Genomic DNA, 13988 nt, shown 5'->3' with positions numbered 1-13988 from the left:
AGGAAATCTATTCTAATGTATCTTTCTTTATTTCCTTTATAACATAGCATTCTATTATATCGCCATCTTTTAAATCATTAAACTTTTCTACACTAAGACCACATTCATATCCTTGTGCTACTTCTTTTGCATCATCTTTAAATCTCTTTAAAGATGCAAGTTCTGATTCAAATATGACTATACCATCTCTTACTACTCTGACTCCACCGTTTCTAACTAGCTTTCCATTTTGTACATAGCAACCGGCTATAGTTCCTACATTAGATATTTTATATACTCTTCTAACTTCAGCAGTTCCAGTAACTTCTTCTTTATATTCTGGTTCTAACATACCTATCATAGCTGATTTTATATCTTCTATAGCGTCATATATAACTCTATAAGTTTTTATATCTACTTCTTCTTTTTCAGCTAAACTTGAAGCATTATTATCAGGTCTTACGTTAAATCCTAATATTATAGCATTAGATGCATTAGCTAATGTAACGTCTGTTTCATTTATAGCTCCTACTGCACCGTGTATAACTCTAACCTTTACTTCATCTGTAGATAATTTTTCTAAAGATTGTTTTAGAGCTTCCACAGAACCTTGAACATCTGCTTTTACAATTAAGCTTAATTCTTTTACTGTTCCTTCTTGTATTTGATTATATAAATCTTCTAATGAAACTTTATGAGTAGATTGTAAATATTCATCTCTTAATTTTTCTTTTCTCTTATTTGCAATACCTCTTGCTGTTTTTTCATCTTTAACTTGATAGAACTTATCTCCTGCTTCTGGAACTTCTGATAATCCAAGAATTTCAACTGGTGTAGATGGTCCTCCTGATTTAATCTTCTTACCCTTATCATTAAACATAGCTCTAATTCTACCATAAGTAGAACCCACTACTATAGAATCTCCAACCCTTAAAGTACCATTTTGAATAAGTAGTGTAGCAACTGGACCTCTTCCCTTATCTAGTTTTGCTTCTACTACTGTTCCTTTAGCTTTTCTATTTGGATTAGACTTTAATTCTAACATTTCTGATGATAAAATTACCATTTCTAAAAGGTCATCTAATCCTTCTCTTGTGTGAGCTGAAACTGGTACACATACAGTATCTCCGCCCCAATCTTCTGGAACAAGACCGTATTCTGTTAATTCTTGTTTAACCCTATCTATATTAGCTGCTGGTCTATCTATTTTATTTATAGCAACTACCATAGGAACTCCTGCTGCTTTACAGTGACTTATAGCTTCTTGAGTTTGAGGCATTATACCATCATCTGCTGCAACAACTAATATAACTATATCTGTAATTTGTGCTCCTCTTGCTCTCATAGCTGTGAAAGCTGCGTGTCCTGGAGTATCTAAGAATGTGATATGATCTCCATTTATTGCTACTGTATAAGCACCTATATGCTGAGTAATTCCACCAGCTTCTGTAGTGGTTACTTTTGATTTTCTTATAGCATCTAATATTGAAGTCTTTCCATGGTCTACGTGACCCATAACTGTTACTATTGGATATCTTTTTACTAAGTTTTCTTCTTCATCCTCTTCTGAGTTCATTATTTCATCAAGTTCGTCTTCGTCTTTGTTTTCTTCTATTACTAATTCAGCATCAAATTTAGATACTAATTTTTGAGCTGTCTCAAAATCTATTTCTTGGTTTACAGATGCCATAACTCCTATAAGCATTAACTCTTTTATAACTTCCGCAAAAGATTTGCCAAGTTTTTCGGATATCTCTTTTACTGTGATAGTATTAGAAGTTACTTTTATAACATCTAACTCTTTTTCAGGTTCTGTATTACCTACCTTGTTATTTTGTGTATCTTTATTTATTTTATTAATGTCGTTCTCTCCATTCTTTTCCTTATTATCCAGTAACTCTTTTATTAGTTCTGCATCCTCATCTTCAATAGCACTCATGTGATTTTTAACTTTTACACCAAATTCTTGCTCTAACATATTAATAAGTTCTTTACTAGATATATCTAATTCTTTTGCTAATTCATAAACTCTTATTTTTGCCAAACTATTCACCCCCGAAACTAATGTTTTTCATCGTTTTCTCTTAAATTTAATAATTTATCAGCCATATTTTTATCTTTTATAGCTAATACTTTCATACTTTCTCTGCCTAAAATACTACCTAAAGTAAACTCATCGTAGCATTTTATCAAAGGAATGTTAAACTTTTTACACTTTACTTTAAATTTGTTTTCTGTATTTTCTGATACATCTTTTGATATTATAATAAGATAAATCTGAGACTTATTTAATGCTTCCTCACATTTATTATATCCTTGTAATAGATTACCTGATTTTTTTACTATGCTTAAAAACTGTAGAAAACTATCTCTCATTTTCTATTTCTTCCTTTAGCTTTTCATAAATTTCTTCACTTATTTTAACTTCTAAGTTTTTTTCTAATCTTTTTGACTTAAAAGCATTTTTTAGACAATCTGCACTTTTGCAAATATAAGCTCCTCTTCCAGACTTCTTACCTGTTAAATCTACAGACACTTCTTCTTCTTTATTCTTTACTATTCTTATGAGCTCTTTTTTAGGTTTCATTTCACCGCATCCTGTACACATTCTTAAAGGCACTTTTCTTTTTTTCATAACCTAATCACCTGCTCTTTTATTTTTATATTATTATTTATTCATTATCCTGCATTTCTTCTGCTATTTCACTTTCAACTTCAATATTATTATAAGTTAATTCCTCATCTGCTTGTGATTTACTTTTTATGTCTATTTTCCAACTTGTTAACTTAGCAGCTAATCTTACATTTTGACCTTCTTTTCCTATAGCTAAAGATAGTTGAGTATCATCTACTACTACTTTTGCTGATTTATTTTCTTCATCTACAATTTCTACATCTAAAACTTTTGCTGGACTTAAAGCATTAGCTATAAATTCATCTGGAGACTTGCTCCATTTTATTATATCTATTTTTTCATTTTTAAGTTCTCCAACTATATTTTGCACTCTTATACCTTTAGGTCCTACGCAAGCCCCCATTGGATCTACATTATCATCCTTCGAATAAACAGCTATCTTAGTTCTTGATCCTGCTTCCCTTGCGATACTCTTTATCTCTACTATTCCATTATATATCTCTGGAACTTCAAGTTCAAAAAGTCTTTTTACAAGACCTGGGTGGGTTCTTGAAACTACTACTTGAGGTCCCTTTGTAGTGTTTTTAACTTCTACTACATATAATTTTATTTTTTCATTAAAATCAAATTTTTCTCCTGGTATTTGTTCCTTAGGTCCAAGTACTGCTTCTGACTTACCTATATTTATAAGTACATTTCCCTTGTCTTTTCTTAATACTGTTCCTGTTAATATATCTTCTTCTTTTTCTATATATTCATTATATACAATTCTTCTCTCTTCTTCTTTTATTCTTTGAATAACAACTTGCTTAGCCGCTTGAGCTGCTATTCTTCCAAAAGTCTTAGGAGTTACTTCTATGTTTATTATATCCTCTAAATTATAATTTGGATCTATTTCTTTAGCTTCTTCTAAGTTTATTTCGTTTATTTTATCTTCAACTTCTTCTACTACCCTCTTTTGAGAATATACATGTATTTCTCCATTTTCTCTATTCATTATAACCTTAACATTATGATTATTGCTACCTTGTTTTGAAAAATTCTTCTTGTAAGCTGTTACCAATGCATCTTCTATAGTTGTAAATAGTAAATCTTCACTAATACTCTTTTCTTTAACTATTTCCTTTAATGCATCAACAAATTCCTGGTTCATTTTTATTTAACCTCCTTAAAATTCCCCTTTTAAAGTAATCTTAGATATTTTATTTCTAGGTATAGTTACTTCTTTTTCTTCAGATTTTATAGTTATTTCTTCTTTATTGAAATTTGTTAATTCACCTTCATATTTCTTTTTCTTTTCAATAGGTGCAAATAAATTTAAAACTATATTATATCCTATATATCTTTTTAAGTGTTCTTCTTTATATATTACCCTTTCTATACCTGGTGAAGATACTTCTAAATAATAGCTATCAGGAATAGGATCATTTTCATCTAGCAAATCACTTATTCTTCTACTAACCTTTTCACAATCCTCTAAAGAAATACCACTTTCTTTATTTTCTTTATCTATATATAATCTTAAATAGTTTTCCTTTCCTTCCTTTACATATTCTATATGATACAATTCATAGTCCATATCTTCTACTACCGGTTTAATTGCTTCTTCTAATTTTTGTATTAAAGTACTTTTACTCACTTTATTAACCCCTCCTTAAAATCTTTGGATAAATAATTCTATTTATCTATTTTTCCCAAAGAATAAAGCTATTATTTTTAATTAATTTAAAAACGCAACTTTCGCTGCGTTTTTTAACAAATAGAAAGAGCGGGTTTTTTCCCCACTCTGCCATAAACAAAGTTCTCTTGTCTTTACAAGCTTCATTTTATCATAGAGATATATTAATTTCAAGGAAAACTTAGTAAAATAAACTTTTCTAATTATTTTATAGATTAAAAATTGATATCTGATTAGTTTCTTGCATTCCCCTTAAGCATCCATGATTTTGGAGAGTTTCTATAACAGTTTTAGTAACTTTAGACCTTATTCTTAAATCCTCTTTAGATATAAAACTTCCAGATTGCCTAGCTTCTACTATACTCTTTGCAGCATTTTTACCTACACCTTGAAGAGCACTTAAAGGTGGTCTTATAAAGTCACCTTCTATAGAAAACTTAACAGCATCAGATTTATATAAATCTACTTTTAAAAATTTTATTCCCCTTTTATACATTTCATAAGATAATTCTAACGTTGTAAGAAGTCCTTTATCCTTTTGTGTTATATTATTCCCCATAGCATAAAGCTCATCCATTTTTTCTTTTATTTTTTCTTCTCCCTTTACTATTAAGTCCGCATCAAAATCATCTGCTCTAACAGTAAAGTAGGTAGCATAATAAGCTTTAGGATAGTAAACCTTAAAATATGCTATTCTAATAGCCATCATTACATAGGCTACTGCATGGCCTTTAGGAAACATATATTTTATTCGCTTACAAGATTCTATATACCAGTCTGGTACATCATGTTTTTTCATTAATTCTTCTCTTTCCTCCGTAAGGCCTTTACCCTTTCTTACTTTTTCCATTATAGTAAAAGCTGCTTTAGGTGGAAGATTCTTTTGAAGTAAGTACATCATTATATCATCTCTTGTTGATATACAATCTTTTATTGTAGTATAACCTTCTTTTATAAAATATTGAGCATTATTAAGCCATACATCCGTTCCATGAGACAATCCTGATATCCTTACTAAATCTGCAAAAGTCTTTGGTTTAGTATCCACTAGCATCTGTCTTACAAATTTAGTTCCAAATTCAGGTAACCCATAAGTTCCAACAGGGCAATTTATATCCTCTTCTTTAAGATTTAATGCTTTAGGAGAAGTAAATAAACTTATTACCTTAGAATCTCCTAAAGGTATTTCTTTGGGATTTACACCTGTTAAATCTTGAAGCATTCTAAGTACTGTGGGATCGTCGTGACCTAATATATCAAGTTTTAATAATCTACCACTTATAGAGTGATAATCAAAATGGGTAGTAGTTACATCACTTTCGGCATCATCCGCTGGATGCTGTATAGGAGTAAAATTAAATATTTCGTTATCAGCTGGAACAACCATAATGCCACCTGGATGTTGTCCTGTAGTCCTTTTAACTCCAGTACATCCCTTAGACAATCTTTCTATTTCTGCAGAATTGGCTTTTATATTTCTTTCATCTAAATATTTTTTTACAAAACCATAAGCCGTCTTTTCTGCAATAGTACCTATAGTTCCCGCTTTAAACACATGACCTTTTCCAAATAAAACTTCTGTATATTTATGAACAACCCCCTGATACTCTCCTGAAAAATTTAAATCTATATCAGGCTCCTTATCTCCTTCAAAACCTAAAAAGGTTTCAAAAGGTATATCATGGCCATCTTTTCTAAGCTTTTCACCACATTTAGGACAATTTTTATCTGGCAAATCTGCCCCTGAACCAATAGACCCATCTGTAAAAAACTCACTATACTTACATTTTGAACAAACATAATGAGGTGGAAGTCCATTAACTTCTGTTATATCACACATAGTAGCTACTAAAGAGGATCCTACAGATCCTCTAGAACCTACTAAGTAACCATCCGAATAAGATTTAGCAACTAATTTATGAGCTATTAAATATAAAACCGCATATCCATTGTTTATTATAGAATTTAACTCTTTATTTATTCTTGCCTCTACTACTTTTGGAAGTTTTTCACCATATATAGAATGAGCCTTTTCTAAAGTCATTTTTTTAATTTCTTCTTCAGAACCTTCTATTTTAGGTGGAAAAGTTTCATCAGGTATTGGTTTTATATCCTCTATTGACTCTGCTATTTTATTAGTATTATAAATTACTACTTCCTTTGCTTTTTCTTCCCCTAAATATTGAAACTCTTTAAGCATTTCTTCTGTAGTTCTAAAGTATAATGGTGGCTGATTATCCGCATCACTAAATCCTTGTCCTGCCATTAAAACTTTTCTAAAAATCTCATCTTCAGGATCTAAAAAATGAACATCACAAGTGGCTACTACAGGTTTATTATAGAATTTTCCTAATTCACATATTCTTTTATTTATATCTATAAGTTCTTCTTCACTTTTCACCATACCATTTCTTAACATAAACTCATTATTGCCCAGAGGTTGTATTTCTAAATAATCATAAAAATCCACTAAAGCCTTTAACTCTTCTTTTGTTTTTCCTCTAAGAACTTCCTTATATATTTCTCCTGCTTCACATGCAGAACCTATTATAAGTCCTTCCCTATATTTATTTATTAAACTTTTAGGCATTCTGGGTCTTTTAAAAAAGTACTCTAAATTAGAAGTTGAAACTAGTTTATATAAATTTTTAAGTCCTATTTGATTTTTTACTAATATTATTAAATGGTGTGTAGGCTCTTTTTTTATATTTATATTTTCTAAGAATTTTTTATTTAATGTCTTTAAATCTGTTATTTCTCGTTCCTTTAACATTTCAAAACATTTAAGCAATATATCACCCGTAGCCCTTGCATCTTCTACCGCCCTATGATGATTTTCTAGAGATATTCCTAGATGCTTTGCAACTACATTTAATTTAAACCTCTTAAGCTCTGGAAACATATATCTACTTAAAATAACCGTATCCATTACAGGATTTCCAAACTTAATATTTAAATCTTTACAACTTTTACGTATAAAAGACACATCAAAAGCAGCATTATGTGCAACTACTATTGAATCTTTTATAAAATTCATAAATTTAGGTAATATATTCTCTATAGTTTCCGAGTTTTCTACCATATCATCGCTTATATTGGTAAGCTCTATTATATTGTTAGGAATAGGCATTTTAGGATTTACAAAAGTACTAAATTTATCTATTATTTTTCCTTCTTGTATCTTAACTGCTCCTATTTCTATAATTTTATCATTTTCACTAGAAAATCCCGTGGTTTCTAAATCAAATACTACAAAGGTATCATCTATAGTTTCATTTTGTTCTCCTTCTACTATAGGTACCCCATCATTTACTAAGTAAGCTTCTATACCATATATAATTTTTATATTATACTTTTTAGAAGCAGACATAGCTTCAGGATAAGCTTGAACTACTCCATGATCTGTTATAGCTACAGCTTTATGTCCCCATTTTGCAGCTCTTTTTATTAAGTTTTCTGCAGAAGACATACCATCCATTGCACTCATTTGTGTATGCATATGAAGTTCTACTCTTTTTTCTTCTGATGCATCCATTTTTTCTATTTTTGTAGTCTTAACTATATCCTTAGCCATTATTACGCACTCTCTAGCATAAGGATCATTAACCACTTCTCCTCTAACTTTTAAATAAATCCCTTCCTTTATCTCTTCTATAATCCTATCTGCATCTTTAGGTCTTGGAAAAAATTTAACAATCATGGAGTTTGTATAATCTGTTATAAAAAAAGTTACTATTTTTCTACCAGTTTTAGTTTCTATTACTTCTTTTTTAAATACATCTCCACAAACTACTACAACCCCTGAACTTTCACTTAAAGAATTCATTAAAATAGAATCTTCTTTTATACTTCTTCCATATATTATAGAACTATCCCTCTTATCCTCAGGATTATAATCAATGGTTTTAGTAATTTTTTTATTTTTCACTTTGTTTTCTTTTATTATATTTTTCATTATAGATTTTTCTTTATAATCCATAGCCTTAAAATAATCCTCCTCCTTAAAAGAAGGATCATATTTTAAAATAATATTGGCCTTTATTCCAAAAATGGACTCTATATAATATTTTAATTTACTTTCAAATTTATTTTTGTGTAGAAATTTACATAGAAATTCATTCCCATAAGTAAGTTCCATAGTATTATCTTTTATATTCTTATTAGCTTTTAAAAGGCAATCTCTAGCTATAGGCACTGCCTCCCATATAAGTTTAGATAAATCTAACCAATATTTATTACACATTTGTTGTAAGCTTATATTAGATATATCTTTATAACATACAATCTCTACATCTTTTAATGCTCTTATTTTGCTTTTAATACTCTTTTTTATTTTTAATTCTACTTCTTTATTAAACTCTTCTTTTGATTTAATTATTATTTTTAATTTTTTTCTTTTTTTAAAATATTGAACTTTTATTAACTTTGTATTTTCATTATCATCTAAAAGTTCATTATAATTTATATGTTGTTGTATATCATTAACAACATGGTTTCTCATATTATTCCCCCTAAGGATGAATAGTACATTAAAATATTTACATATTCTCTATTTCCTTTATTAGCTCATCTATTATATATTCTTCTTTTACCTTTTTTATAATTTCTCCTTTTTTAAATATAATCCCTTCTCCAGATCCTCCAGCTATACCTATATCAGCTTCTCTTGCTTCTCCTGGTCCATTAACTATACATCCCATTATAGCTACCTTAATATTTTTATTACAATTTTGAAGCTTTCTCTCTACTTCCTCTGCTATAGAAATTAAGTCTATATTGGTTCTTCCGCAAGTTGGACACGATATAAATTCTATACCATCATTAAGATAACCTAAAGATTTTAATATTTGTCTACCTATTCTAACTTCTTCTACAGGATCCCCCGTAATAGAAACTCTTATAGTATCTCCTATGCCTTCTGATAAAAGAGTTCCTATACCTATACTAGATTTTATTGTACCACTAAATAAAGTTCCAGCTTCTGTTACTCCTAAATGAAGAGGGTAATCAACCTTTTTGCTTATCAATCTATAGCTATCTATCATTTGTGTAACGTTTGATGACTTTATAGAAATTACTATATCATAAAAATTATTTTTTTCTAATATAGCTACATGTTCTAGAGCGCTTTCAACTAAAGCTTCTGGGCAAACCTTCCCATACTTATTTAGTATTTCCTTTTTTAAAGAACCAGAATTAACTCCTATTCTTATAGGTATGTTCTTTTCTTTAGCAGCATTAGCTACCATCTTAACCTTTTCTTCGCTACCTATGTTACCAGGATTTATTCTTAAAGCAGAAACTCCATTTTTTATAGCTTCTAAAGCTAATTTATAATCAAAATGTATATCTGCAACGATTGGTAATTTTGATTTATTTGTTATTATTTTTAAAGCTTTAGCCGCCTCCATATTTGGTACTGCACATCTTATTATATCACAACCAGCTTCTTCCAATTGATTTATTTGATTTAATGTGCTTTCTATATCTTTTGTATCTGTATTCGTCATAGATTGAACAGATATAGGTGCATCTCCACCTATATAACTATCTTTTATATTAACTTTTCTTTTTATTATTCTGTCCATTTAAGCCATCTCCAATTTTAGAAATTTATAGGATATACTATATCTTTTATAGTAACCAACACCATAAGTGCCATTAATATAGAAAATCCTATATAATTTAGTACACCTAACTTATTTTCATCTATCTTTTTACCTGTAATAATCTCACTTATAAATAATACTATATATCCTCCATCTAAAGCTGGGAAAGGGATGATATTAAATATAGCAAGCTGAGAACTTATATAAGCTGCAAAGGCCATTAAACTCATAATACCAGCTTTTGCTGCTTTTCCAGAAACCTTTATTATAGTAAGAGGTCCTCCTACATCATTTTTTGATATTCTTCCAGTAAACAAAGTCTTAAAAAATCCAAAAGTTTGTTTTACTAAAGATCCTGTTTCTGTAAAACCATATTTTATAGACTGGCCTACTGTAGGATTTGTAACTTGTGTAGGATAAATTCCTATCATAAATCTATTTTCTTCTTTATCTTTTATAGGCAATACCTTTATATTTTTCTTTTCATTATCCCTTGATATAGTTATATCTAAAGAACTACCATTAGACATATAAACCTCTGTAACAAAATCCTCCCAAGTAGATACATTTTTATTATTTACTTTTAATATTTCATCTCCATTTTTTATTCCTACCACTGCTGCTGGACCATTAGGTACTACTTTTTGAACTATAGGAGCTAAGTATCCTCTTTGAGATGCTAGTATAGCAAATAAAAGTATACTAAGAACTAAATTCATAAAAGGTCCTGCTGCTACTACACTTAATTTTCTTAAAGGTGATTTATTATTAAAGGCTCTGTCATCATCGCTTTTACCTTCATCCCCAAGCATTTTTACATAACCACCTATAGGAAGAAGCTTTATTAAATATTCTGTTTCCTTACCTTTTATTCCAAAAAGCTTAGGTCCCATACCTATAGAAAACTCCTCTACTTTTATGCCATTTGCTTTAGCCATTATAAAATGTCCAAATTCATGCACTATAACTAATACCCCAAAAGCTATAATAGCCGCTATTATATACATTATTTAACCTCCCTAAATATTAAATTTGTTATTAATATATTCTCTAACCCTATTATCCATATTAATTATGTTATCTACAGTTACTTCTTTATTATAATCAAACCTTTCTATAGAGTCTTTTAATATTTCACCTACCTGTAAAAATTTAATTTTTTTGTTTAAAAACAATTCCACCGCTATCTCGTTGGATGCATTTAATATAGTTGGCATTAAGCCACCTTTATTTCCTGCCTCATAAGCTAACTTTAATGGGATAAATGTATTCATGTCTGGTTCTTCAAAGGTTAAGCTGCCTATTTTATAAAAATCTAAATTAGATATTACAGCATCTTTTCTATAAGGATAATTTAAAGCGTATTGTATAGGTAATTTCATATCTGGAACTGCCATTTGAGCTATAACGCTACCATCTACATATTCTACCATAGAATGTACAATACTTTGTGGATGAACCACTACTTGTATATTACTATAGTCCACACCAAACAGCCAATGTGCTTCTATAACTTCTAATCCTTTATTCATTAAAGTAGCTGAATCTATAGATATTTTTCTACCCATATTCCATTTTGGGTGTTTTAAAGCTTCCTCTACTGTAACATTAGAAAGTTCCTCCATACTTTTTCCCCTAAAGGGACCTCCGGAAGCTGTTAAAAGTAATTTATGTACTTCCTCTTTTTTGTTTCCTAAAAGGCATTGAAATATAGCCCCATGTTCAGAATCTACAGGTAATATAGCCACATTGTTTTCTTTAGCCTTTTTCATAACTAGCTCCCCTGCTACTACTAAAGTTTCTTTATTGGCTAAAGCTATATCTTTACCCGCTTCTATAGCCTTAATGGTAGGTACAAGACCTATCATTCCAACTACAGAAGTAACCACTATATTAACTTCTTTTAAAGTAGATATTTTAATCATACCATCTACACCACAAAGAACCTGTGTTTTTAAATTTTTACTTTCACAAAACTTTTTAACTTCATTAAAAGCATCTATTTCCATTAAAACTGCATATAAAGGATTAAATTCCTTTATTATATCTATAATCTTTTTATAATTTTTATTAGCAGATATACCTATTAATTTAAAATTATCCCTATCTTTTCTAATTACTTCTAAGGTTTGCGTCCCTATAGAACCTGTAGCTCCTAGTATACTTATATACTTCATTTATATCTCTCCTAACTTTAGTCTTAACAAATTTGTATATTAATATAAACTGAATATAAAATATTAAATCTAAGCTGTTAATTGGTTCATTTTGAACTAACTAAGATTTATTTTTAATATGTTTTAATATACCATATTTACATTTTAAAATAAAGTAATCCATAGATAATAAAGTCTATTCATTAAAATTTATTATAATTTTATGATATTATAACTTTATAATAAAAAAATTTCTCGGATTTTAATTAAGTATCCGAGAATTCTTAAGTTTGTGAATTATATTATGATTAAATCTACACTATAAAAGTTAAGTAATAATATACAGATAAAGCTGAAAACAATATACTATCAAATCTATCTAATATTCCACCATGACCTGGTATTAAATTACTATAGTCTTTTACACCAACATATCTTTTAATAGAAGATGCTATTAAATCTCCAAATTGACATACTATACCACCTATAAGTCCTATAATTATAAAATTATAAAAAGCTATATTAACTTTAAATCTAATAACAAATAATCCAAATAAACCACAAGCTATAGCACTTCCTAACATTCCTCCTATAGAACCTTCAATAGTTTTCTTAGGACTAACCTTAGGACATAGTTTATTTTTACCAAAATACTTTCCTACATAATAAGCTGTAGTATCACAAAGCCACGCAGAAATAAATATAATCCAAACTAGGTAATTTCCATAAACCTTTCTATTTACTAAAACTATAAAGCTAAAAAATACAGCTACATATAAAAATCCGAAAATTGTAATAGCTACATCTATAAAATTGTATTTTAAATTTAATATAGGGATAATAAGCATTATAAACACAGCAAAAATGCTTGTATAAAAGAAAAATTTATAATTTACAGTATCACTTAAAGTATAATAGTAAAGCATACATAATATATATCCAATTATGTTTATAGGATGTATATCTTTACTTCTTACAACTTTATAAAATTCATACATACCCATTAATGAAAGAACTAAAATTCCATACTTTAAATAAAGTCCACCTAAAAATAAAAATATTACAAAAGGTGCCAATATTAAAGCTCCTATATATCTTTTATTCATTTTTTTCCCCCTTATCCGTTGGGTTTTTATTTTATTGATCCAAATCTTCTATTTCTATTTTGAAAATCATGTATAGCTTTATAAAGATTTTCCTTTTTAAAATCTGGCCACTTTATATCTGAATACCAAAATTCGGAATAGGCACATTGCCATAATAAAAAATTACTAAGTCTTTGTTCTCCACTTGGTCTTATTATCAAATCTGGATCTGGCATGTTTTTTGTATAAAGATAATTCTCTATAGTACCTTCTTCTATATCCTCTTCTTTTAATACACCTATTTTAATATCTTTATACATATTTTTTATAGCTCTAGTTATTTCATCTCGTCCACCATAGTTAAGTGCCAGATTTAAAGTTAAACCTTTATTATTTTTAGTTTTATTATAAGCTTTTTTTAGTTCTTCTATACAAATTGCAGGTAGCTCATCTATATTGCCTATAGCATTTACTATTACGTCATTTTTATGTAATTCTTGTATTTCTTTTCTTAAATATTGTACGAGTAAATTCATAAGAGCACTCACTTCATCTTTAGGCCTTTTCCAATTTTCTGTAGAGAAAGCATACAAAGTTAAATATTCTACACCTAAATTACTACATTCTTTAACTATTTCCCTAATAGTTTCAACACCAGCCTTATGTCCCATAGTTCTTGGAAGCTTTTTCTCTTTAGCCCATCTTCCATTACCATCCATAATAATTGCAATATGTTTTGGTATATTATTTTCATCTAATTTTATATGAGATACTTCTTGCTTTTTAGATGTAAAAAAATTTTTCATAAAATTTACCCCCGTATTAAATTTGTTATTATAAAAACCT

Annotated in this window: 11 protein-coding genes; all 11 read right to left on the bottom strand. The window is 28.8% G+C overall.

What is annotated here, in order from left to right:
• Positions 1 to 7: 7 nt before the first annotated feature.
• Positions 8 to 2023 (bottom strand): translation initiation factor IF-2, encoded by a 2016-nt coding sequence (gene infB, locus BN1711_RS05610; protein WP_050607200.1) that lies wholly within the window; start codon positions 2021 to 2023, stop codon positions 8 to 10.
• Between the two features lie 17 nt (positions 2024 to 2040).
• A complete protein-coding gene (locus tag BN1711_RS05605) occupies positions 2041 to 2355 on the bottom strand; it encodes a ribosomal L7Ae/L30e/S12e/Gadd45 family protein (protein ID WP_050607199.1) in 315 nt (104 codons plus the stop codon).
• Positions 2345 to 2614, bottom strand: a complete 270-nt coding sequence (rnpM, locus tag BN1711_RS05600; RefSeq protein ID WP_050607198.1) for an RNase P modulator RnpM — start codon at positions 2612 to 2614, stop codon at positions 2345 to 2347. Before rnpM ends, BN1711_RS05605 begins: the two co-directional genes overlap by 11 nt.
• Positions 2615 to 2651: 37 nt before the next feature.
• Entirely contained in the window at positions 2652 to 3767 is a 1116-nt protein-coding gene (gene nusA / locus BN1711_RS05595; protein ID WP_050607197.1) for a transcription termination factor NusA, read from the bottom strand.
• Between the two features lie 15 nt (positions 3768 to 3782).
• A complete protein-coding gene (gene rimP / locus BN1711_RS05590) occupies positions 3783 to 4253 on the bottom strand; it encodes a ribosome maturation factor RimP (protein ID WP_050607196.1) in 471 nt (156 codons plus the stop codon).
• A gap of 247 nt (positions 4254 to 4500) precedes the next feature.
• Positions 4501 to 8793 carry a PolC-type DNA polymerase III gene (locus BN1711_RS05585; protein ID WP_050607195.1) on the bottom strand — a complete coding sequence of 1431 codons (4293 nt, stop codon included), beginning with the start codon at positions 8791 to 8793 and terminating at the stop codon, positions 4501 to 4503.
• 37 nt (positions 8794 to 8830) lie between these two features.
• On the bottom strand, positions 8831 to 9880 hold the full coding sequence (gene ispG / locus BN1711_RS05580; RefSeq protein ID WP_050607194.1) for a flavodoxin-dependent (E)-4-hydroxy-3-methylbut-2-enyl-diphosphate synthase: 1050 nt from the start codon (positions 9878 to 9880) through the stop codon (positions 8831 to 8833).
• A 17-nt stretch (positions 9881 to 9897) separates the two neighbouring features.
• Entirely contained in the window at positions 9898 to 10908 is a 1011-nt protein-coding gene (gene rseP / locus BN1711_RS05575) for an RIP metalloprotease RseP (protein WP_050607193.1), read from the bottom strand.
• Positions 10909 to 10920: 12 nt separating this feature from the next.
• A complete protein-coding gene (locus BN1711_RS05570) occupies positions 10921 to 12078 on the bottom strand; it encodes a 1-deoxy-D-xylulose-5-phosphate reductoisomerase (RefSeq protein WP_050607192.1) in 1158 nt (385 codons plus the stop codon).
• A 293-nt stretch (positions 12079 to 12371) separates the two neighbouring features.
• A complete protein-coding gene (locus tag BN1711_RS05565; RefSeq protein ID WP_050607191.1) occupies positions 12372 to 13163 on the bottom strand; it encodes a phosphatidate cytidylyltransferase in 792 nt (263 codons plus the stop codon).
• 26 nt (positions 13164 to 13189) lie between these two features.
• Positions 13190 to 13948: an isoprenyl transferase gene (locus BN1711_RS05560; RefSeq protein ID WP_050607190.1), complete on the bottom strand. Its 759-nt coding sequence runs from the start codon at positions 13946 to 13948 to the stop codon at positions 13190 to 13192.
• Positions 13949 to 13988 lie beyond the last annotated feature (40 nt).

It is taken from the genome of Clostridium niameyense (genome assembly GCF_001243045.1).
GTDB classification, from domain to species: Bacteria; Bacillota; Clostridia; order Clostridiales; family Clostridiaceae; genus Clostridium_F; species Clostridium_F niameyense.
This window is presented reverse-complemented; position numbering and strand designations above follow the sequence as displayed.

Excerpts from the sequence above, each read along its gene's own strand:
- BN1711_RS05585 (WP_050607195.1), bottom strand. The coding sequence starts at position 8,793 with ATGAGAAACCATGTTGTTAATGATATACAACAACATATAAATTATAAT.
- BN1711_RS05560 (WP_050607190.1), bottom strand. The coding sequence starts at position 13,948 with ATGAAAAATTTTTTTACATCTAAAAAGCAAGAAGTATCTCATATAAAA.
- BN1711_RS05605 (WP_050607199.1), bottom strand. The coding sequence starts at position 2,355 with ATGAGAGATAGTTTTCTACAGTTTTTAAGCATAGTAAAAAAATCAGGT.
- BN1711_RS05565 (WP_050607191.1), bottom strand. The coding sequence starts at position 13,163 with ATGAATAAAAGATATATAGGAGCTTTAATATTGGCACCTTTTGTAATA.
- nusA (WP_050607197.1), bottom strand. The coding sequence starts at position 3,767 with ATGAACCAGGAATTTGTTGATGCATTAAAGGAAATAGTTAAAGAAAAG.
- BN1711_RS05570 (WP_050607192.1), bottom strand. The coding sequence starts at position 12,078 with ATGAAGTATATAAGTATACTAGGAGCTACAGGTTCTATAGGGACGCAA.
- rnpM (WP_050607198.1), bottom strand. The coding sequence starts at position 2,614 with ATGAAAAAAAGAAAAGTGCCTTTAAGAATGTGTACAGGATGCGGTGAA.
- ispG (WP_050607194.1), bottom strand. The coding sequence starts at position 9,880 with ATGGACAGAATAATAAAAAGAAAAGTTAATATAAAAGATAGTTATATA.
- rseP (WP_050607193.1), bottom strand. The coding sequence starts at position 10,908 with ATGTATATAATAGCGGCTATTATAGCTTTTGGGGTATTAGTTATAGTG.